Source organism: Citrobacter enshiensis (genome assembly GCF_029338175.1).
GTDB lineage: Bacteria > Pseudomonadota > Gammaproteobacteria > Enterobacterales > Enterobacteriaceae > Citrobacter_D > Citrobacter_D enshiensis.
In genome coordinates this window covers 1,945,594-1,967,022 of sequence record NZ_CP119862.1, presented here as the reverse complement: position 1 = coordinate 1,967,022, position 21,429 = coordinate 1,945,594, and the positions used below count along the sequence as shown (strand labels likewise).

Below are 21,429 nucleotides of genomic sequence, written 5' to 3'. Positions count from 1 at the left end.
AAGTCGGCTAAACGACTTCTGGAGCACGGAAGATGAAAAACCCCACGTTATTGCAGTACTTCCACTGGTATTACCCTGAGGGCGGCAAGCTCTGGCTTGAACTGGCTGAACGCGCTGGCGGACTCAACGATATCGGTATCAATATGGTCTGGCTGCCCCCGGCCTACAAAGGCGCTTCTGGCGGTTATTCCGTGGGTTATGACTCCTATGACATGTTCGATCTCGGTGAGTTTGATCAGAAAGGCACCATTGCCACCAAATACGGCGACAAAGCCCAGCTTTTGGGCGCGATTGATGCGCTAAAGCACAATGACATTGCCGTCCTGCTGGATGTGGTGGTCAACCACAAAATGGGGGCGGATGAGAAAGAAGCCATCCGCGTACAGCGCGTCAACGAGCAGGATCGCACGCAGATTGATGACGAGATCATCGAATGTGAAGGCTGGACGCGCTACACCTTCCCTGCCCGCTCCGGTCAGTATTCGCAGTTCATCTGGGACTTCAAATGTTTTAGCGGCATCGACCATATCGAAAACCCCACCGAAGACGGCATTTTTAAAATCGTCAACGACTACACCGGCGAAGGCTGGAACGACCAGGTCGATGACGAACTGGGTAACTTCGACTATCTGATGGGCGAAAATATCGACTTTCGCAATCACGCGGTAACAGAAGAGATCAAATACTGGGCGCGCTGGGTGATGGAACAAACCCATTGCGATGGCTTCCGCCTGGACGCCGTCAAACACATTCCCGCCTGGTTTTACAAAGAGTGGATCGAGCACGTCCAGGAAGTGGCGCCAAAACCGCTTTTTATCGTCGCGGAATACTGGTCGCATGAGGTGGACAAACTGCAAACCTATATCAACCAGGTTGATGGGAAAACCATGCTGTTCGACGCCCCGTTGCAAATGAAGTTTCACGAGGCGTCGCGTCAGGGGCGCGAGTACGACATGAGCCAGATTTTTACCGGAACGCTGGTCGAAGCCGATCCGTTTCACGCCGTGACGCTGGTCGCCAACCACGACACTCAACCCTTGCAGGCGCTGGAAGCCCCCGTCGAACCGTGGTTTAAGCCGCTGGCCTATGCGCTGATCCTGCTACGGGAAAACGGCGTACCGTCTGTTTTCTATCCCGACTTATACGGTGCCCACTATGAAGACGAGGGCGGCGACGGGGAAATTTACCCCATTGATATGCCGGTCATTGAGCAACTTGATGAGCTGATTCTTGCCCGTCAGCGTTTCGCCCACGGCATCCAGACACTCTGGTTTGATCACCCTAACTGTATCGCGTTCAGCCGTAGCGGAACCCAGGAAGACCCCGGATGTGTGGTGGTACTCTCAAATGGCGACGACGGCGAGAAGACGATCGCCTTAGGGGCGAATTACGGCAATAAAACCTGGCGAGATTTTCTCGGTAATCGTGAGGAAAGCGTGCTCACCGATGAAAACGGCGCAGCGACGTTTTACTGCAACGGGGGAAGCGTCAGCGTGTGGGTGATTGAAGAGGCCATATAAAATACCACCCCGGCAGCACGGTACCGCCGGGGTTGGCCTGTCAGGGCAACGGCGTCGCCAGCGGCGATTTTTGTAATTCCTCGGCGCACTCAGCGGTCGGACGATCCACACGTTGCAGCGTCATGCCATCATACGTCAGCGTGCTCCCGCTACGTTCAATCGGGTAGATCTCACGTTTGGTCGTCACGTTGGTCAACTCGCCGGAAAGCATAGTCAGTTTCCCCGGCACGGCAATTACACGCTGCCACTGGCGGCAATCCAGCGTATCACCCTCTTTCGTCACCACCAGGCTGGCAATGGCTTCCGGGCTCATCATCTTGCGCTGTGGCCCCTTCGACTGCCAGTACCCTTCCAGACCGGCTGGCGCTGGCGTCTTCACCACGTCGTTATAATTTTCCACCTCGGCACACCCGGAAAGAACCAGTAGTGCACCAACGATTGCTAATTTTTTCATCATTCATCCTGCATGCGAAGAAAATGGGATTGTGGCATTAAAGCCCTGATGTCGCCAGCCTTTCCGGGAACACGGCGTACTTTGATCCGGTCGGTATTACTTCTTTTTAGTCGTGGGAAAAAAATCTGATCGGTGTACTATCCGCACTTCTTTATATTCCTTCTGAGTTCAGAGGCTAAAAAGCATGTCATGGCAACACTTCAAGCACGCGTATCTGATTAAATTCTGGGCCCCGGCCCCTGCGGTCATCGCAGCAGGTATTCTCTCTACCTATTATTTCGGCATCACCGGCACGTTCTGGGCAGTGACGGGGGAATTTACCCGTTGGGGCGGTCAAATCCTGCAATTGTTTGGCGTTCACGCCGAAGAGTGGGGTTACTACAAAATCATTCATCTGGAAGGCTCTCCCCTTACCCGCATCGACGGTATGATGATCCTCGGCATGTTCGGCGGCTGTTTTGCCGCAGCGTTATGGGCCAACAACGTCAAATTGCGCATGCCCCGCAGCCGTATTCGCATCATGCAAGCAATTATAGGCGGAATCATCGCCGGCTTCGGTGCCCGCCTGGCAATGGGCTGTAACCTGGCCGCATTCTTCACCGGCATTCCGCAGTTTTCCTGCCACGCCTGGTTCTTTGCACTGGCCACGGCGATAGGTTCCTGGTTCGGCGCCCGCTTCACCCTGCTGCCAATTTTTCGTATCCCGGTAAAAATGCAGAAAGTCTCTGCGGCCTCTCCGTTGACGCAAAAGCCGGATCAGGCCCGTCGCCGCTTCCGTCTGGGCATGCTGGTTTTTATCGGGATGATCGGATGGGCGCTGCTGACGGCAGTGGATAAACCGAAACTGGGGCTGGCGATGCTGTTCGGCGTCGGATTCGGTCTGCTGATTGAACGCGCGCAAATCTGTTTCACCTCGGCGTTTCGCGATCTGTGGATCACCGGACGTACCCATATGGCGAAAGCGATCATCTTCGGCATGGCGGTCAGCGCTATCGGCATTTTCAGCTACGTACAGTTGGGCGTAGAGGCGAAGATCATGTGGGCGGGTCCAAACGCGGTCATCGGCGGCCTGCTGTTTGGTTTTGGCATCGTGCTGGCGGGCGGTTGTGAAACCGGCTGGATGTACCGCGCGGTCGAAGGCCAGGTGCACTACTGGTGGGTCGGTTTAGGCAACGTGATAGGTTCCACCCTGCTGGCTTATTACTGGGATGACTTCGCACCGGCGCTGGCCACCAACTGGGATAAAGTGAACTTACTCAACACCTTTGGTCCGTTGGGCGGATTGTTGGTCACTTACCTGCTGCTGTTTGCCGCCCTGATGCTGATCGTGGGTTGGGAAAAACGTTTTTTCCGTCGTGCCGGGCTAACGCCTGCTAAGGAATCTGTATGAAAGACATCGTACCGGATTATCGCCTCGATATGGTCGGCGAACCGTGTCCCTATCCGGCAGTCGCCACGCTGGAAGCCATGCCACAGCTGAAAAAAGGGGAAATACTGGAAGTGGTCAGCGATTGCCCGCAATCCATTAATAACATTCCGTTAGATGCGCGCAACCACGGCTATACGGTGCTCGATATTCAGCAGGACGGCCCAACGATTCGCTATTTGATTCAGAAGTAAAAACGTTCTCCCGTTGCGCCGTGCAACGGGAGTCTCTCTATCATCCGTCAGCGTGCAGAACTCGCGCTGAGTTTCCCGGATTTTTTCAGCGTACGGATCCCCACGCAACCCAGCAGCACGGCCAGCGCAAGCGCCCCTGAAATCATCCAGTCTTTCGGATCCGAGTTCAACACTCTGCCGCTCAGCGCCACCAGCATCAGTAATGTAATGCACAGCGTGCTGTATTCTTTCACTATCACCCCGACGCCAGTGAAAGGAAAAGGTGCGCAATGTCTGGGGCAACCCTGTCAGACGTGGCAACAAGCGCGGCGGCCGGGCGCAATACTGCCGATATGTTTCACCCGAAACGCCCTTCGAGGTAGCGTTCTTCCGCAGCAATAATACAGGCGTACGCCAGGAAAAAGACCGGCATACGTTACCGTCAGATACCACAGGTTATTGGCCATCACGCCAAACCCAATGATTAGCAAAAGATTGCCGAGGTACAATGGGTTGCGGCAGTGCTCAAATAATCCGCTCTGCACCAGATTATCGGCATACACCTGACGATTACGCCCCCCCGCGTACAATGTAATCCAGCCCCACACGGTCAGAATGCGTATTCCTTGTCCGGCCAACACAATCAGTCCCCCCGATAACCAACATCGCGGTGGGTGCATCAACGGCGCTCGTATGACCAAGAAACAGCGTTAAATATAAAAAAGGAAATAACGTGTTGCGGGTGCGAAATAGAAAATTACCAACAGATACCATCATTTAATGGCCACCATTCCACAGAAGTTATACCAGCGGAAAAATACCTCGACGCTACGGAATCCGGCGTCGTGTAACATTTGTCGATTTTCAGCTTCAGTAAAGGGGATGAGGACATTTTCCAGCGCTTCGCGTTTCTGGCTGATTTCCAGTTCGCTGTAACCGTGGCGACGTTTCATGTTGTAGTAATAATTGATGTACTGACGATTAAGCTCCGGTGATTCACAAACCACTTTTTCGACCAGAATTAATGCGCCACCTGAATTCATTCCCTGACAGATGGAAGAGAGCAGCATTTTGCGATGCAGAGGACGGACAAACATCAACGTCAACAGCATGGTCACCACGGAGGCGTTATCCAGCGCCGACATCTCTCTGAGATCATGACAAAGGAAGCGCGCATCGCGGGAAGATCCCAGCTGTTCGAATTTATCCCGGCATTTGTCCAGCATCTCCGGAGAGTTATCAATCCCGGTAAAGGAGACGCTGTTCGGCATCAGGGTGTCCAGCAAAGCCAGTGTCGTGCCTGTGGCACATCCCAGGTCATACAGCTGAGTTCCCGGCACGGCATAGCTTGCCGCCATCTCCCCGGTCATCCGCTGGATCTCCTGATAAAATGGCACAGAATCGACTCGACCATATTGTCAAACACCCTGCCACCTGGCCATCGAAGCAAAAATCGCCGGCCGCTTTTTCTTCCGCAAACAAGTTATCCAAATTCATAGTTATTCCACTAAACAGAGGTGTACCCGCCCCGAAACAGGCAGGGACGTAAATTCGTTTATGATATGTTTAACTTGCTTATATTAAGATAACATTAGGAAGAGGGTCTAAATTAGAAGATTAAATTAATTTGATAATAATAAACTATCCTTTAGCGTATTCCACAACATCATTAATACACTAATTCAAACTCGCCTTTATCATTTCGCATCTTTAGTTGAAAAATCATTACCCTTCACGTCATTGAACTCACTGACGGGGCTTTACTTTTTCTGATAATATTTCACCAAAGCATAACTTTAATGAATATTAAATAATAAAAACATGAGCTATAGAGGGAAAATTAACGCGGCGAATGCGAAATACCAAAACAAAGAATGACGTTGCACGACATCTCTGCAACCTGAAGATGCGGGAGCGTCGACGTCAGTCCATCAAGACCGATCGACGCTACCGTTATTGCGCTTAAAAACAATGTCACTGTAAAGAGAGGGATAATAGTGTCGCTGCGCTACACCTGCATGCTCATCACTTCCTGATATGCTGACACCAGTTTGTTACGCACCTGGATACCCATCTGCATAGAGACGGAGGCTTTTTGCATATCGGCCATCACATCGTTCAGCGCAATCCCTGGCTCACCCAGCGTGAATTTTTCTGCCTGCGCGCGAGCCGCAGTGGATGTATCACTGATACGGTCCAACGCCGCATGTAACTGACCGGCAAAACTCACGGTCGGCTGTGGGAGCGCATCTTGCGCTTTCGCGGACATCGCCGTTGCCTGTAACTGGCTGATGACCCCTTCAATCCCCTGTATTGCTGACATTCTGTTCCCCTGGATGATTTTTTACGCAGCAGAGATTACCAGCTTGTCAATAAGATAAAGGCGCTAAATAACGATAAAAAACCTCGGTTTTTGGCGCATAGAAAAATTCGAAACCGCAAATAATGAGACCGTCAATTTTTCGAGTTTGCTGACCCGGGAGTGAGTCTTGTTCCACTTTGCAAAAAACGCCGTCCACGATCAGTCACGAGGTGCGAGATGAGTGCGACTGCAATCGACTGCAACCCTACCTAAACCTCTCGAGTGGCTTAACCGTCTACGCGCGAATCCCAGAATTCCCCTGATTGTTGCGGGAGCTGCCGCTATTGCCATTGTGGTTGCGATGGTGCTGTGGGCAAAAGCACCCGATTACCGCACGCTGTTCAGCAATCTGTCCGATCAGGATGGCGGCGCCATCGTCACGCAACTGACCCAGATGAACATCCCCTACCGTTTTACGGAAGGCAGCGGTGCGAATTGAAGTTCCGGCGGAAAAGGTGCATGAACTGCGTCTGCGCCTTGCTCAGCAAGGATTACCGAAAGGCGGTTCCGTCGGCTTCGAGTTGCTGGATCAGGAGAAGTTCGGTATCAGCCAGTTTAGCGAGCAGGTCAACTATCAGCGTGCTCTGGAGGGCGAACTGGCCCGGACCATCGAAACGCTGGGACCGGTGAAACGCGCACGCGTCCACCTTGCGATGCCTAAGCCATCGCTGTTTGTTCGTGAACAAAAATCCCCTTCAGCCTCTGTCACGGTGAATCTGGAGCCGGGACGCGCGCTGGATGAAGGGCAAATTAGCGCCGTGGTACATCTGGTTTCCAGTGCCGTCGCCGGTCTGCCGCCAGGTAATGTCACGCTGGTCGATCAGGCGGGTCATCTGTTAACCCAGTCGAATACCAGCAGCCGCGATCTCAACGACGCGCAGCTGAAATACGCCAGCGATGTGGAAGGCCGCGTGCAGCGCCGTATCGAATCGATCCTCGCACCGATCGTCGGTAACGGCAACGTACACGCGCAGGTCACGGCACAACTGGACTTCGCCAACAAAGAACAGACGGAAGAACAGTACCGTCCGAATGGCGATGATTCGCAAGCGGTGCTGCGTTCACGCCAGCTTAACGTCAGTGAACAGGTCGGTTCCGGGTATCCCGGCGGCGTTCCGGGTGCACTGTCTAATCAGCCGGCGCCGGCAAATTCAGGGCCGATCAGCACGCCGCCAGCCAATCCGCAGAATGGTCAAAACGCCCAGCAGACCAGCAATAGCAGCACTGCGGGGCCGCGCAGTACACAGCGTAATGAAACCAGCAACTATGAAGTAGACCGTACCATTAGCCACACGAAGATGAACGTCGGTGATGTACAGCGTCTCTCGGTGGCGGTGGTGGTCAACTATAAAACGTTGCCCGACGGTAAGCCGTTGCCGCTGACAGCCGATCAGATGAAACAGATTGAGGCGTTAACCCGTGAAGCGATGGGATTCTCCGACAAGCGTGGCGATACGCTGAATGTGGTGAACTCGCCGTTTAGCGCGACGGATGAAAACGCGGGCGAACTGCCATTCTGGAAACAGCAGGTCTTTATCGAACAACTGATCTCTGGCGGTCGCTGGCTGTTAGTACTGTTGGTTGCCTGGATCCTGTGGCGCAAAGCGGTGCGTCCGCAACTGACCCGCCGGGCTGAAGAAGCCAAAGCGGCGCAGGAACAGGCGCAGGTTCGTCAGGAAACCGAAGAAGCGGTCGAGGTTCGCCTCAGCAAAGACGAGCAAACGCAGCAGCGTCGGGCAAATCAGCGCCTGGGCGCCCGAAGTGATGAGCCAGCGTATTCGCGAAATGTCAGACAACGATCCGCGCGTCGTGGCGCTGGTCATTCGCCAGTGGATGAATAACGATCATGAATAATACCCTTTCCGGCACCGATAAAAGCGTCATTTTGCTGATGACCATTGGTGAGGATCGCGCGGCGGAGGTGTTCAAACACCTCTCCCAACGCGAGGTACAAACCCTGAGTGCGGCAATGGCGAATGTCCGCCAGATCTCCAACAAACCAGCTGACGGACGTACTGGCGGAGTTTGAGCAGGAAGCCGAACAGTTTGCGGCGCTGAATATTAACGCCAACGAATACCTGCGTTCGGTGCTGGTAAAAGCGCTGGGCGAAGAACGTGCCGCCAGCCTGCTGGAAGATATTCTCGAAACCCGCGATACCGCCAGCGGCATTGAAACGCTCAACTTTATGGAGCCACAAAGCGCCGCCGACCTCATCCGCGACGAACACCCGCAAATTATCGCCACCATCCTGGTACACCTCAAACGCGGCCAGGCGGCGGATATTCTGGCGTTGTTCGACGAACGTCTGCGCCACGATGTGATGCTGCGTATCGCCACCTTCGGCGGCGTACAGCCTGCGGCACTCGCGGAGCTGACGGAAGTGCTGAACGGCCTGCTCGACGGTCAGAATCTCAAGCGCAGCAAGATGGGCGGCGTGAGAACGGCGGCAGAAATCATCAACCTGATGAAAACCCAGCAAGAAGAAGCGGTTATTACCGCCGTACGCGAATTCGACGGCGAGCTGGCGCAGAAAATTATCGACGAAATGTTCCTGTTCGAAAATCTGGTGGATGTCGACGACCGCAGCATCCAGCGTTTGCTGCAGGAAGTGGATTCCGAGTCGTTGCTGATCGCGCTGAAAGGTGCAGAACAGCCGCTGCGCGAGAAGTTCCTGCGCAATATGTCGCAACGTGCGGCAGACATCCTGCGCGACGATCTCGCCAACCGTGGTCCGGTACGCCTGTCTCAGGTAGAGAACGAACAAAAAGCGATTCTGCTGATTGTGCGTCGTCTGGCGGAAACCGGCGAGATGGTGATTGGCAGCGGCGAGGGATACCTATGTCTAACGAACTGCCGTGGAAGATCTGGACCCCGGACGATCTTGCCCCGCCGCTTGCGGAATTTGTTCCTGCACAGCAGGACGACGATGCGCTCTCTGCTGCTGTCGAGGACGAACCCGCGCTGAGCGCCGAACAGCAGCTCGAACACCAGCTGGCGCAGTTGAAAATCCAGGCACATGAGCAGGGTTATAATGCCGGTCTGGCGGAAGGTCGAAAGTCCGGCCACGAGCAGGGATATCAGGAAGGTATGGCGCAGGGTCTGGAACAGGGCCAGGCGCAGACCCGTTCCCAGCAGGCGCCGATATCACGCCCGCATGCAGCAACTGGTCAGCGAGTTTCAGAACACGCTGGATGCGCTGGACAGCGTCATTGCTTCACGCCTGATGCAGATGGCGCTGGAAGCGGCGCGTCAGGTGATTGGCCAGACGCCAGTGGTAGATAACGCCGCGTTGATTAAGCAGATCCAGCAGTTGTTACAACAGGAGCCGCTGTTCAGCGGCAAGCCTCAGCTGCGCGTCCATCCCGATGATTTACAAACGCGTGGAAGAGATGCTCGGCGCGACCCTCAGTCTGCACGGCTGGCGTCTGCGCGGCGATCCCACCCTGCATCATGGCGGATGTAAAGTCTCCGCAGATGAAGGCGACCTTGACGCCAGCGTCGCCACGCGCTGGCAAGAACTCTGCCGTCTGGCAGCGCCCGGAGTCGTCTGATGACTACCCGCCTGACCCGCTGGCTGAACACGCTGGACAACTTCGGAAGCCAAAATGACACAACTGCCTGCCGTGCGTCGCTACGGTCGGCTGACCCGCGCCACCGGACTGGTGCTGGAGGCAACAGGACTGCAACTCCCGCTCGGCGCAACCTGCATTATTTGAGCGTCAGGATGGGACTGAAACCAACGAAGTCGAGTGCGAAGTTGTCGGCTTTAACGGCCAGCGCCTGTTTTTAATGCCGCTGGAAGAAGTCGAAGGCATTTTGCCGGGCGCCCGCGTCTATGCCAGAAATGGTCACGGCGACGGGCTGCAAAGTGGTAAGCAATTGCCGCTGGGCCCGGCGCTGCTTGGACGTGTACTGGACGGTGCCGGTAAGCCGCTGGACGGTGCCCTCCCCTCTCCGGAAACCACCGAAACGGGCGCGCTCATTACCCCGCCGTTTAACCCACTTCAGCGTACAGCGATTGAGCATGTGCTGGACACCGGCGTGCGTCCGATCAACGCCCTGTTAACCGTTGGACGCGGTCAACGTATGGGACTGTTTGCCGGTTCCGGGGTCCGGGAAAAGCGTCCTGCTCGCAGTGATGGCGCCGCTATACCCGCGCAGACGTGATTCGTCGTGGGTCTGATTGGGCGAACGTGGCCGTGAAGTGAAAGATTTTATCGAAAATATTCTCGGCACCGACGGACGTGCACGCTCAGTGGTGATCGCCGCGCCTGCGGATGTTTCGCCGCTGCTGCGGATGCAAGGGGCGGCCTACGCCACCCGTATCGCAGAGGATTTTCGCGATCGCGGGCAGCATGTGCTGCTGATTATGGATTCATTAACCCGCTATGCGATGGCGCAGCGTGAAATCGCGCTGGCAATCGGTGAACCGCCCGCGACGAAAGGCTATCCCCCTTCCGTCTTCGCCAAATTGCCCGCGCTGGTCGAACGTGCGGGGAACGGTATTCACGGCGGCGGTTCCATCACCGCGTTTTATACCGTGCTGACCGAAGGCGACGACCAGCAGGATCCGATTGCTGACTCCGCACGCGCGATCCTTGATGGCCACATCGTGTTATCCCGTCGCCTTGCCGAGGCCGGGCACTATCCGGCCATTGATATTGAGGCGTCGATCAGTCGTGCAATGACTGCGCTCATTACCGAGAAAACATTACGCGCGGGTACGCAATTTCAAACAGCTGCTGTCCAGCTTTCAGCGTAACCGCGATCTGGTCAGCGTTGGCGCCTATGCCAAAGGCAGCGATCCGATGCTGGATAAAGCCATTGCGTTGTGGCCCCAGCTCGAGGCGTTCCTGCAACAAGGTATTTTTGAACGGGCGGACTGGGATGACTCCCTTCAGGCTCTGGATCTGATTTTCCCGACGGTGTGATAAGCAGGAGGGTAAACGTTATGGCACAACACGGCGCCACTGGCAACACTGAAAAGGATTTGGCGGAAAAGGAGTGGATGATGCTGCAGCTCCTGTTGGGTGAAATGCGGCGTGGATTTCAGCAGGCGGAAGAACAGTTGAGATTGCTGATCGACTATCAGCATGAATACCGAACCAACCTCAACACCGATATGGGACAAGGGATTGCCAGCAATCGTTGGATCAATTACCGGCAATTTATCCAGACCCTGGAAAAGGTCCATTGAGCAGGCATCGCCATCAACTCAACCAGTGGACGCAAAAAGTCGACGTTGCGCTGAATAGCTGGCGTGAAAAAGCGACAGCGTGCTACAGGCCTGGCAAACCTTACTAAGACCGACAAACCGCGGCAGCCTTACTGGCTGAAAACCGCCTGGATCAGAAAAAGAATGATGAATTTGCTCAGCGTGCAGCCATGAGGAAACCTGAATGATCACATTGCCCCCACTGGTAACGACTGTGAGACGGACGTGACCGGGCGGCTCAAAAGCCGGAACAACAGGCGACGCCGCGCAGGATTTCCTGGCGCTGCTGGCAGGCGCGTTAGGCGCGAACGACACGCCGGGAAAGGCGGTTTCGTTGCCGTTTGCCGACATACAAACTGCTGGTAACCCGCTGCAAAAAGGACTGCTGTCTGAACATGGCGAGGCGTCTCCTGCCGAAAAACTGGCCGACCTTTTGGCGCGCCAGGACCCGGCGGCTGACGAAACGTTGACCACATTGACTGACGCGCAGCAGTGGCTTTCCACGCTCACGCCGACGATGAAAAACAACGCGCTGACGGCACTGAACAAATCCGCGCAAGCGGACGAAAAAACACCGCACCTCAGCGACGAAGACCTCGCAAATCTGAGCGCCTTGTTTGCCATGCTGCCCGGACAACAGAACGTAACGCCAGCAGTCAGCAGCGCTACGCCCCAAAGCGGTGCCTCGCTAACCGCCGCGTTGCGTGGCGAGACGCGTCAGACAGCTCAGGACCTCTCCTTTACGTTGCCCTCTGACGACGGGAAAAAAGGGAAGCCGGATGCCGTAATCCACAGTGCTGGCACAGAGACCGCTCAGACTCAGCCACTGACACCGCTGGTCGCCGCCGCGACGGCCAAAGTCGATCTCGAAAGCAGCCCTTCCCCGGTGACGCCAGGCCTTGCAATGACGGCGATCAGCAGTCCGGCAGCACAGCCGCAGCCGCTTCCCTACGGGTTGCCGCGCCGGTGCTCAGCGCGCCGTTAGGCAGCCATGAATGGCAGCAATCGCTTAGCCAGCACATTACGTTGTTCACCCGTCAGGGACAGCAGAGTGCCGAACTCCGCCTGCACCCGGAAGATCTGGGTCAGGTGCAAATCTCCCTGAAGCTTGATGACAACCAGGCGCACTTGCAGATGGTGTCGGCACATAGCCACGTCCGCGCCGCGCTGGAGGCGGCATTACCGGTATTACGCACGCAACTGGCGGAAAGCGGGATCCAACTGGGTCAAAGCAGTATCAGTAGCGAAAGCTTTACCGGGCAGCAGCACTCTTCATCCCAGCAACAACAGACCGCCCGGGCGCAGGGACAAGAGTCCCGGCTTGCCGAAGATGACGGCAATCTGGCCGTGCCGGCCTCATTGCAGAACGCGTCCCGCGGCAATGGCGCGGTGGATATCTTCGCCTAACGCCAGAGGTAGCATGATTATCCGTGTCTTTTCCACGCTTTGACGGGAACAGGACACGGGATAATCAGCCAATAAGCTGTACCGAAACAGGAAGCCCGTATCAGATGACTGACTCCGCGATGAACAGAAAGAGCAAACGCTCTATTTGGATCCCTTTGCTGGTGCTAATTACCCTCGCCGCCTGCGCGACCGCGGGCTATAGCTACTGGCGTATGCAGACGCATCCGTCTGTCAGCGCAACCGCACAACCGGCTCCGCCAGCCGCCCCCGTGTTTTTCGCGCTGGATACGTTTACCGTCAATCTGGGCGATGCGGATCGCGTGCTGTATATCGGCGTGACGCTACGGCTGAAAGATGAAGTGACCCGCACGCGCCTCAGTGAATATCTGCCTGAAGTGCGCAGCCGTTTGCTGTTGCTGTTTTCCCGTCAGGATGCCCTCCGCGCTCTCCACGGAAGACGGCAAACAAAAACTGATTGCCGCCATTAAAGAGACGCTCTCTACTCCGCTCGTTGCTGGACAACCGAAACAGGAAGTCACCGACGTTCTTTATACAGCTTTTATTCTGCGGTAAAGACATGGGCGATAGTATTCTTTCTCAGGCTGAAATCGATGCGCTGCTCAACGGCGACAGCGAGACCAAAGACGAACCGACGACGGGCATCGTAGGCGAAAACGATATTCGTCCCTATGATCCCAACACGCAGCGCCGGGTAGTACGTGAGCGTCTGCAGGCGCTGGAGATCATTAACGAACGTTTCGCACGCCAGTTCCGTATGGGGCTGTTTAACCTGCTGCGTCGCAGCCCGGATATCACCGTTGGCGCTATCCGTATTCAGCCGTACCACGAATTTGCGCGTAACTTACCGGTGCCGACGAACCTGAACCTGATCCACCTGAAACCGCTGCGCGGTACGGGTCTGGTGGTGTTCTCCCCGAGTCTGGTGTTTATTGCGGTGGATAACCTGTTCGGCGGCGACGGTCGCTTCCCGACCAAAGTCGAAGGACGGGAATTTACGCACACCGAGCAGCGCGTCATTAACCGCATGCTGAAACTGGCGCTGGAAGGCTATAGCGACGCCTGGAAAGCCATTAATCCGTTGGAAGTGGAGTACGTGCGCTCTGAGATGCAGGTGAAATTTACCAATATCACCACTTCTCCGAACGACATTGTGGTCAATACCCCTTTCCACGTTGAGATTGGCAACCTGACTGGCGAGTTTAACATCTGCCTCCCCTTCAGCATGATTGAACCGCTGCGGGAACTGCTGGTTAACCCACCGCTGGAAAACTCGCGCCATGAGGATCAGAACTGGCGCGACAATCTTGTGCGTCAGGTTCAGCACTCAGAACTGGAGCTGGTGGCGAACTTTGCCGACGTTCCGCTGCGTCTTTCCCAGATATTGAAACTCAAACCCGGCGACGTACTGCCGATTGAAAAACCCGACCGCATTATTGCTCATGTGGACGGCGTACCCGTGCTGACCAGTCAATATGGCACCGTAAACGGTCAGTATGCGTTACGTGTAGAACATCTGATCAACCCGATTTTGAATTCGCTGAATGAGGAACAGCCCAAATGAGTGACATGAATAATCCGTCCGATGACAACAATGGCGCATTGGACGATCTGTGGGCTGACGCGTTAAACGAGCAAAAAACACCGACAGGCAAAAGCGCGGTCGATGCCGTGTTCCAGCAGTTGGGCGGCGGCGATGTGAGCGGCACATTGCAGGATATCGACCTGATCATGGATATTCCGGTCAAACTGACGGTTGAACTGGGCCGTACCCGCATGACCATCAAAGAGCTGCTGCGTCTGACGCAGGGATCCGTTGTCGCACTTGACGGTCTGGCCGGAGAGCCGCTGGATATTCTGATCAACGGCTATCTGATCGCGCAAGGTGAAGTCGTGGTGGTCGCCGACAAATACGGTGTGCGCATTACTGACATCATTACGCCGTCTGAGCGTATGCGTCGCCTGAGCCGTTAATCATGAAAACCCAGGCCATTGTCTCACAACCTGCGGCCGTTCCCGGTTCGCCGCTTGCCCAGGTCAGCGGCGCATTGCTGGGGATTATTGTGCTGATACTGGCTGCTGCCTGGGTTATCAAACGCCTGGGATTCGCTCCCAGGGGAAACAAGACCCGTGGGCTTAACGTGTCAGCCAGCGCCTCGCTCGGCCCACGTGAACGGGTGGTGATTGTAGATGTCGACGATGCACGTTTAGTGCTTGGCGTTACGGCGTCCTCTGTCAATTTACTCCACACCCTGCCTGCCGCTGCGGGGAGTACAAACGAAGAACCGGCCTCTCCTGCAGATTTTCAGGCCATGATGAAGAACTTGCTAAAGCGTCCTGGGAGATCCTGATGCGTCGTTTGTTATCCCTCACGCTCATGGGTGTATGGTTTTTCTCTCCCGCAGCGCTTGCTCAGTTACCCGGCCTGATCAGCCAGCCATTGCCCGGCGGCGGACAAAGCTGGACGCTTCCCGTGCAAACGCTGGTGTTCATCACCTCGCTGACCTTCCTGCCCGCGATCCTGCTGATGATGACCAGTTTTACGCGCATCATCATTGTTTTTGGCCTGCTGCGTAACGCGCTGGGAACACCGTCTGCGCCGCCAAACCAGGTATTGTTAGGGCTGGCGCTGTTCTTAACGTTTTTCATCATGTCGCCGGTGATTGATAAAATCTACGTCGACGCCTATCAGCCGTTCAGCGAAGAGAAGATTTCCATGCAGGAGGCGATGGCGAAAGGCGCGCAGCCGCTGCGCGAATTTATGCTGCGCCAGACCCGCGAGGCTGACCTGGCGCTGTTTGCGCGTCTGGCAAACAGCGGGCCGTTGCAAGGACCGGAAGCGGTTCCGATGCGCATCCTGCTCCCGGCTTACGTGACCAGCGAGCTGAAAACCGCATTCCAGATCGGCTTTACCATATTCATTCCTTTTTTGATCATCGACCTGGTGATCGCCAGTGTGTTGATGGCGCTCGGGATGATGATGGTTCCCCCTGCCACCATTGCGTTGCCGTTCAAGCTGATGCTTTTTGTCCTTGTTGACGGCTGGCAGTTGCTGGTTGGCTCTCTTGCACAAAGCTTTTACAGCTAGGGGACGCAATGACGCCTGATTCGGTCATGATGATGGGCACCGAGGCGATGAAAGTCGCTCTCGCGCTCGCCGCCCCCCTCCTGCTTGTCGCCCTGGTCACGGGGTCTGATTATCAGCATTTTGCAGGCGGCAACCCAGATCAACGAAATGACGTTGTCCTTCATCCCGAAAATTGTGGCGGTGTTTATTGCCATTATTGTTGCCGGTCCGTGGATGCTTAACCTGTTGCTGGATTACGTGCGGACGTTATTCAACAATATACCCTACATCATCGGGTAACACACGCGATGTTGCAGGTAACGAGCGAACAGTGGCTATACTGGCTTAACCTTTATTTCTGGCCGCTGCTGCGCGTGCTGGCGCTCATTTCGACGGCACCGATACTCAGTGAACGCGCGGTGCCTAAACGGGTAAAGCTGGGGTTGGGGATGATGATCACCTTTGTGATTGCCCCTTCGCTTCCCGTCACGGATGTGCCGATTTTCTCCGCCAGCGCACTGTGGCTAGCCATGCAGCAAATCATGATTGGCATTGCGCTGGGGATTTACCATGCAATTTGCCTTTGCTGCCGTGCGTACCGCGGGTGAACTGATGGGATTACAGATGGGGCTTTCTTTCGCCACCTTTGTTGACCCTGCCAGCCATCTCAATATGCCCGTGCTTGCAAGAATCATCGACATGCTCGCGATGCTGCTTTTTCTGACCTTTAACGGGCATTTATGGCTGATTTCACTGCTGGTCGATACTTTTCATACCCTTCCTGTCGGCGACAATCCGGTTAACAGTAATGCGTTTCTGGCGCTCGCCCGGGCAGGCGGTATGATCTTCATCAACGGGCTTATGCTGGCCTTACCGGTGATCACCGTACTGTTAACGCTCAACCTGGCGTTGGGGTTGTTAAATCGTATGGCGCCGCAGTTGTCGATATTTGTTATTGGTTTCCCATTAACATTAACCATCGGTATTTCTTTAATGGCTGCCCTCATGCCATTAATTGCTCCTTTTTGTGAACACTTATTCAGCGAAGTTTTTAATTTATTGGCTGATGTCGTGAGCGAACTTCCGCGAAATAAATAACCCACAGTATTTATCCTGTTTTGCTAAGGATTATCCGAAATTTAAATTTCAAAAACATCTACCAGGATATATCTGCCGCCTGTTATTTGTTTTTATCTCACTCACATAATGCAACATTTACTTTACTTTAAGATAATTCCAGGCAAATTATACGTAACTTTACGGGATAGTAAGTCCCGCTGAAAAATCGCAGAACTGTCATATTGAACCACTATTATTGTTCAGTTGGGTTACTAAAATATATTCAGGTAAGGGGAATTATCGTTACACATTGAGTGAGGGTATGCCATGTCAACGATTATTATGGATCTATGCAGTTACACCCGGCTTGGGTTAACCGGGTATCTGGTAAGCAGAGGGGTGAAGAAAAGGGAAATCAACGACATTGAAACCGTTTGACGAACTCGCCATCGCTTGTGATTCACACCAGCCGTCTGTGGTGTTTATTAATGAGGACTGTTTTATCCACCACCCATCTAACAGTCAGCAAATAAAGCAAATCATTAATCAACATCCCAATACATTATTTATTGTTTTTATGGCAATTGCCAACGTGCATTTTGATGAGTATTTGGTAGTCAGAAAAAATTTATTGATCAGTTCTAAATCAATCAAGCCAGATTCACTGGATGATATCCTTGGCGATATTCTTAAAAAAGAGACAGATATTTCCGAAGGTGTTAATTTACCGACGTTATCTTTAAGCCGGACTGAATCCAGTATGTTACGCATGTGGATGGCCGGGTCAGGGAACCATTCAGATTTTCAGAAGCAAATGATATCAAAGCGAAGACCGTGTCCATCCATAAGGGGGAATATTAAACGAAAGATAAAAAACGCATAATAAGCAGGTTATCTATCACGTGGTACGTCTGACAGATAATGTCACAAACGGTATTTTTGTTAACATGCGCTGAAGTATCCGGACTGGTGGGGTTGCCACCAGTCCGGGTAAAACGTGCTGACGTTACGCGTTACTCTGCTTTTTCCACAAAGATGCCATCCTGATGGCCCGATTCATTAAAGAACCAGATACCGAGCGGGTAGTCTTCCAGCGAAACCAGGTACATTGTGCCTTCACTAAACTCTTCTACCGCCAGTACCACGCCAGGCCGGCGAGGACCGCCGTCCGTTTTGACTGTCACCCGATCATTCACCTTCATCGTAATCCTCCTGTGGCTTTGTGCCAGTGTAGAACAATTTCGTTTTACTGGCAGTGTCTGCTCCGCGCGATTGCTGGTTTTCTCTACGGTCTATACTTATAAGTGCCACGGTTGAATGAGGTATCGAAGATGAAAACCGCGAAAGAGTTCAGCGATATGGCCAATCGCGATGTCAGTATCGATGTTGACGCCCTGCTGGCGGCAATTAATGAAATCAGCGAGAGCGAAATTCATCGAAGCGAGAACGACCCTGATAGAGTCAGCGTCGATGGCCGTGATGACCATACATGGCATGAATTAGCCGACGCGTTCGAGCTTGATATTCATGACTTCAGCGTAACGGAAATCAATCGCTGACTTTAGGCGAAAAAAATCCCGGTCCTGAGGGCCGGGATCAAGCTTGCTTATGCAAGAAGCACTTGAAAATTCGTTACACCAGGAAATCTGATGTGCTCCAAACCTTATCTGCAATTTTTTTGCAAGACAAGTAAATATTTTTATCATAAATGATTATTCTTACTAATGATTGTGGCTGAATTGAGAAATCCCCTACGTGTAGCATGGGAATGCCGGGAGCGTTCCCTGTCTGGCAGTCACTGCGAACGTATTGAGTTTTAAGATTTATCCTGGTCATAAGACTGCTGTCACACAGGCGTCGAGGTATAAAAATGCTATCAATCCTTAACCCCCTGCTGATTTTTACCGATCTGGATGGCACCTTACTGGACAGTCATACTTATGAATGGCAACCTGCTGGCGGACCTGGCTGGCCACCCTCCCGTGAACATCATATTCCGGTGATCCTTTGCAGCAGCAAAACCGCCGCAGAGATGCTGTATCTCCAAAAAACGCTGGACCTGCAAGGGTTACCGTTCATCGCGGAAAATGGCGCCGTCATTCAGTTAGACGCCCACTGGCAAACTCACCCTGATTATCCTCGCCAAATCGCCGGTACGCCCCACGCAGACATCAGTATGGTGCTGAATAAACTGCGCGACAAAGGGCGCTATAAATTTACGACATTCGACGATGTCGATGAGCAGGTCATTGGCGAATGGACCGGACTTAACCGCACCCAGTCGGCACTGACACTCTGCATGAAGCTTCAGTTTCGCTTATCTGGCGTGACAGTGACGAACGAATGACGCAGTTGGCCGCCACAGCTCAACGAGCTTGTGCCTGCAATTTCTCCACGGCGCGCGCTTTTGGGCATGTACTGGATACTTCTGTTGGGCAAAGGATCTTGGGCGGCAAACTGGCTGACAAGGTGAGTATCAGCGGCAATGTGAAGAAAACACCCTATCACCCTGGGTCCGGGAGATGGGCCGAATGATGCCCCTGCTTCTGGATGTTATGGACTATGCGGTGATCGTAAAAGGACTGAACCGCGAGGGCGTCAGGTTAAAGGTGGATACCCCACAACGGGTATACCATACACAGCAGGAAGGCCCGGAGGGCTGGCGCGAAGGGATGGATTATTTCATCGCCATGCTCTGATTCGGCATCACTGGCACACACGCGGTTACGTCCGGTCTGTTTGGCCCAGTAGAGCCGCTGGTCTGCCAGCGACTGTAGCTGCTCGATGTCATAATCACCCGTTTCCTGCGAACTGCTGACGCCAAACGAGGCGCTAATCCAGATGGTGGTGCTTTTCGGCGACCAGGATCTCTTTGCCATTGATCCGACGACGAATACGTTCCGCAATCCGCTCAGCCTGGGACAGCGTCGCCCCCGGTAAAATAATGCAGAACTCCTCGCCGCCGACACGACCGGCAAGATCATGCGTGCGCAGCGTTCCGCTGATTAATCCTGCCGCGTGTGAAAGCACCCGATCGCCGGCCTGATGACCAAAACGGTCATTCACACCCTTGAAGTGATCCAGATCGAGCTGAATCACCGAGAAAGGCTGCCTGGCCTCCCGACTGCATTTAGCCTCGATGCGCGCTTTTTCAAACAGTCCGCCCCGGTTATACAGTCGGGTCAGGGTGTCATGCCACGCCTGCCACTGCAGCGAGCTTTGCATCACAAACATGTTGCTGACCATATGCCGGATAACGCCCCACGAAATCAGTAACATGCCCGTAAAAAGCACCCACAACAGACCCAATGCGATACTGATACTGCCAAAGTCCCCACTCAGCCCTTCCTTTAAGGTATGCACACGCACCAGCACGCCATCGAAATTGTCCAGTCGTTCCCAACTGATGTAGCGACTTCCTACGTGCTTACCGCCTACGGTGTCTTTCGCAATGTCTTCGACGAGCATGGCTTGTTCACGCTCATCAAACACATTGACCTTGCGCTTCTCGGATGTTGAGGTGGTCAGCAAACGGAGTTGGCTGTCGTAGAGTTGGTACTCACCTTCCACGTCTTTTACGATGGCGTCTTCCAGAAAACGTTTTATTGATAAAACAGGGATGTCCATGGCCAGCACGCCATACCAGTAGTTTTCATGATCCAGCGGCACACTGGCCGTGACCATTTGCTGCCCTTCACGGGCCGGGTTCGCCGGGGACGTAAACCAGCGGACGCCGCGCTGCGGATTAAGTCGTTGAGTCTGTTCCTTAAACCACGGCTGAGTCACATAGTCATAATAGCGGGTAAGAATATCCGCGCCGTGCGTGGTGGGTTGTGTTGCCACATAGAATCCAGAGCGCGAGACATACATCGCCTGATGTGCCATTGGGGCGGATGAATGGGCCAGACGCATCAGATAACCGGCCTCCAGCGCTGCCGTCAGCTCATTCGCCAGATTAGCGTTATCACGGGTGAGCAGAATGCCCTGGTCAACAAGCGCATCAGAAACGCCATTAAGTGACAGGGTGCGACGACGGTCGAGCTCTAACTGCCAGAAACGCTGCTTTCGCAGTTGCTCAAATTGGGTGACGGCGCCATGTAATATCGCAAAATCGAGCGGCGTAAGCAGCGCGTCATGCATACCGTTTCGCAAAAAAATCAGTTTATCGACATTGAATTGCAGCTGTCGGTCCAAGACGTTCGCAACACTATCCAGGTGATTTTGCTGGCTGGAAATATAGGCGTCTTCAAGTACAACGACTTCACGCCAGGTGAGCAAGGTAGAGAAGATCATCACCGCCACAAAACAGAGATTTACGACGTGTCCTGGCCTGAAACGTCGGAAGGACCTTTTCAGCCAGTTCCTGCTTTCCATCGTTGTCTCGTGCGGCACTCTGACGACTCCCTGGTAGTTGAATGTCCTTATCCTGACATAACCCGGCCGCCATGTGTTGCATTACAACCGTATTTTTGTTTACTAAAAATAAAACGCCCGGCATTCACCGGGCGTTTCTTCATCAGGCTTCTTCCCAAATTCGCCTTCCGTCACCGGGCACGAGTTCATTCTCATGGAATGCTTCCCGTTTTACGCCAAAACCGTCATACCAACGGCACTCGACCATTCCACTGGAATAACCGGTGACAATCATACGAGGCCCGCCATCTTTCATGGTCACCTCCTCGCTGACAACAAACACCATACCTGCCTCCTCTTCAGGTGAAACTGTT

16 protein-coding genes and 11 pseudogenes are annotated in these 21,429 nt (G+C 53.9%); 19 read left to right on the top strand and 8 right to left on the bottom strand.

All coding sequences use genetic code 11. From position 1 onward, the window contains the following. Positions 1-32: 32 nt before the first annotated feature. Positions 33-1,520 carry an alpha-amylase gene (gene amyA / locus P2W74_RS09490; protein WP_276294784.1) on the top strand — a complete coding sequence of 496 codons (1,488 nt, stop codon included), beginning with the start codon at positions 33-35 and terminating at the stop codon, positions 1,518-1,520. Positions 1,521-1,560: 40 nt separating this feature from the next. Here the strand turns inward: amyA and yedD are convergent, their stop codons facing one another. Next, a complete protein-coding gene (gene yedD, locus P2W74_RS09485; protein ID WP_276295159.1) occupies positions 1,561-1,974 on the bottom strand; it encodes a lipoprotein YedD in 414 nt (137 codons plus the stop codon). Between the two features lie 184 nt (positions 1,975-2,158). On the opposite strand from yedD, the gene yedE reads away from it, so the two are divergent. Both yedE and yedF read left to right on the top strand, forming a co-directional pair. Continuing rightward, positions 2,159-3,364: a selenium metabolism membrane protein YedE/FdhT gene (gene yedE, locus P2W74_RS09480; protein ID WP_276294783.1), complete on the top strand. Its 1,206-nt coding sequence runs from the start codon at positions 2,159-2,161 to the stop codon at positions 3,362-3,364. Continuing rightward, positions 3,361-3,594 carry a sulfurtransferase-like selenium metabolism protein YedF gene (yedF, locus tag P2W74_RS09475; protein WP_162383177.1) on the top strand — a complete coding sequence of 78 codons (234 nt, stop codon included), beginning with the start codon at positions 3,361-3,363 and terminating at the stop codon, positions 3,592-3,594. The genes yedE and yedF overlap by 4 nt, the downstream gene beginning before the upstream one ends. A 47-nt stretch (positions 3,595-3,641) precedes the next feature. Here yedF and P2W74_RS09470 read toward each other — a convergent pair whose 3' ends face one another. The 4 genes from P2W74_RS09470 to fliE form a co-directional block, all read right to left on the bottom strand. Beyond that, the gene (locus tag P2W74_RS09470; protein ID WP_276294782.1) at positions 3,642-3,833 is read right to left on the bottom strand and encodes a hypothetical protein; all 192 of its coding nucleotides are present in this window, start codon (positions 3,831-3,833) and stop codon (positions 3,642-3,644) included. Between the two features lie 48 nt (positions 3,834-3,881). Further along, entirely contained in the window at positions 3,882-4,214 is a 333-nt protein-coding gene (locus P2W74_RS09465; RefSeq protein WP_276294781.1) for a methyltransferase family protein, read from the bottom strand. Positions 4,215-4,346: 132 nt separating this feature from the next. After that, positions 4,347-4,970 (bottom strand): carboxy-S-adenosyl-L-methionine synthase CmoA, encoded by a 624-nt coding sequence (cmoA, locus tag P2W74_RS09460; protein WP_276294780.1) that lies wholly within the window; start codon positions 4,968-4,970, stop codon positions 4,347-4,349. Positions 4,971-5,581: 611 nt separating this feature from the next. Further along, positions 5,582-5,896 (bottom strand): flagellar hook-basal body complex protein FliE, encoded by a 315-nt coding sequence (gene fliE / locus P2W74_RS09455; RefSeq protein ID WP_203360837.1) that lies wholly within the window; start codon positions 5,894-5,896, stop codon positions 5,582-5,584. A gap of 216 nt (positions 5,897-6,112) precedes the next feature. Here fliE and fliF point away from each other — a divergent pair. From fliF to rcsA, 14 genes and pseudogenes are all read left to right on the top strand, one after another. After that, positions 6,113-7,789, top strand: a pseudogene (gene fliF / locus P2W74_RS09450) (flagellar basal-body MS-ring/collar protein FliF). Next, a pseudogene (gene fliG / locus P2W74_RS09445) lies at positions 7,782-8,782 on the top strand (flagellar motor switch protein FliG). Before fliF ends, fliG begins: the two co-directional pseudogenes overlap by 8 nt. After that, positions 8,775-9,487, top strand: a pseudogene (fliH, locus tag P2W74_RS09440) (flagellar assembly protein FliH). The pseudogenes fliG and fliH overlap by 8 nt, the downstream one beginning before the upstream one ends. Continuing rightward, positions 9,487-10,867, top strand: a pseudogene (gene fliI, locus P2W74_RS09435) (flagellar protein export ATPase FliI). Before fliH ends, fliI begins: the two co-directional pseudogenes overlap by 1 nt. 20 nt (positions 10,868-10,887) lie before the next feature. After that, positions 10,888-11,339, top strand: a pseudogene (gene fliJ, locus P2W74_RS09430) (flagellar export protein FliJ). Continuing rightward, a pseudogene (fliK, locus tag P2W74_RS09425) lies at positions 11,336-12,558 on the top strand (flagellar hook length control protein FliK). The pseudogenes fliJ and fliK overlap by 4 nt, the downstream one beginning before the upstream one ends. Positions 12,559-12,662: 104 nt before the next feature. Continuing rightward, positions 12,663-13,131 (top strand): annotated as a pseudogene (gene fliL / locus P2W74_RS09420) (flagellar basal body-associated protein FliL). A 4-nt stretch (positions 13,132-13,135) separates the two neighbouring features. After that, positions 13,136-14,140: a flagellar motor switch protein FliM gene (gene fliM / locus P2W74_RS09415; RefSeq protein WP_276294779.1), complete on the top strand. Its 1,005-nt coding sequence runs from the start codon at positions 13,136-13,138 to the stop codon at positions 14,138-14,140. Next, entirely contained in the window at positions 14,137-14,550 is a 414-nt protein-coding gene (fliN, locus tag P2W74_RS09410) for a flagellar motor switch protein FliN (protein WP_276294778.1), read from the top strand. The genes fliM and fliN overlap by 4 nt, the downstream gene beginning before the upstream one ends. Next, the gene (fliO, locus tag P2W74_RS09405) at positions 14,550-14,927 is read left to right on the top strand and encodes a flagellar biosynthetic protein FliO (protein WP_276295158.1); all 378 of its coding nucleotides are present in this window, start codon (positions 14,550-14,552) and stop codon (positions 14,925-14,927) included. The genes fliN and fliO overlap by 1 nt, the downstream gene beginning before the upstream one ends. After that, positions 14,927-15,664: a flagellar type III secretion system pore protein FliP gene (gene fliP, locus P2W74_RS09400; RefSeq protein WP_276294777.1), complete on the top strand. Its 738-nt coding sequence runs from the start codon at positions 14,927-14,929 to the stop codon at positions 15,662-15,664. Before fliO ends, fliP begins: the two co-directional genes overlap by 1 nt. Before the next feature lie 8 nt (positions 15,665-15,672). Beyond that, positions 15,673-15,943 (top strand): annotated as a pseudogene (fliQ, locus tag P2W74_RS09395) (flagellar biosynthesis protein FliQ). 8 nt (positions 15,944-15,951) lie between these two features. Then, a pseudogene (gene fliR, locus P2W74_RS09390) lies at positions 15,952-16,729 on the top strand (flagellar biosynthetic protein FliR); the annotation flags it as partial. 397 nt (positions 16,730-17,126) lie between these two features. Beyond that, positions 17,127-17,585, top strand: a complete 459-nt coding sequence (rcsA, locus tag P2W74_RS09385; protein ID WP_412767223.1) for a transcriptional regulator RcsA — start codon at positions 17,127-17,129, stop codon at positions 17,583-17,585. A gap of 130 nt (positions 17,586-17,715) precedes the next feature. Here rcsA and dsrB read toward each other — a convergent pair whose 3' ends face one another. Continuing rightward, entirely contained in the window at positions 17,716-17,904 is a 189-nt protein-coding gene (gene dsrB, locus P2W74_RS09380; RefSeq protein ID WP_176167543.1) for a protein DsrB, read from the bottom strand. A 129-nt stretch (positions 17,905-18,033) separates the two neighbouring features. Here dsrB and yodD point away from each other — a divergent pair, with 129 nt between their 5' ends. Both yodD and P2W74_RS09370 read left to right on the top strand, forming a co-directional pair. Then, positions 18,034-18,261, top strand: a complete 228-nt coding sequence (gene yodD / locus P2W74_RS09375; protein ID WP_276294776.1) for a YodD family peroxide/acid resistance protein — start codon at positions 18,034-18,036, stop codon at positions 18,259-18,261. Between the two features lie 311 nt (positions 18,262-18,572). Further along, positions 18,573-19,401 (top strand): annotated as a pseudogene (locus P2W74_RS09370) (mannosyl-3-phosphoglycerate phosphatase-related protein). Here the strand turns inward: P2W74_RS09370 and dgcQ are convergent. Then, a pseudogene (dgcQ, locus tag P2W74_RS09365) lies at positions 19,396-21,094 on the bottom strand (cellulose biosynthesis regulator diguanylate cyclase DgcQ); the annotation flags it as partial. The pseudogenes P2W74_RS09370 and dgcQ overlap by 6 nt on opposite strands. Before the next feature lie 124 nt (positions 21,095-21,218). Then, a complete protein-coding gene (locus tag P2W74_RS09360; protein ID WP_276294775.1) occupies positions 21,219-21,401 on the bottom strand; it encodes a YodC family protein in 183 nt (60 codons plus the stop codon). Positions 21,402-21,429: the final 28 nt, after the last annotated feature.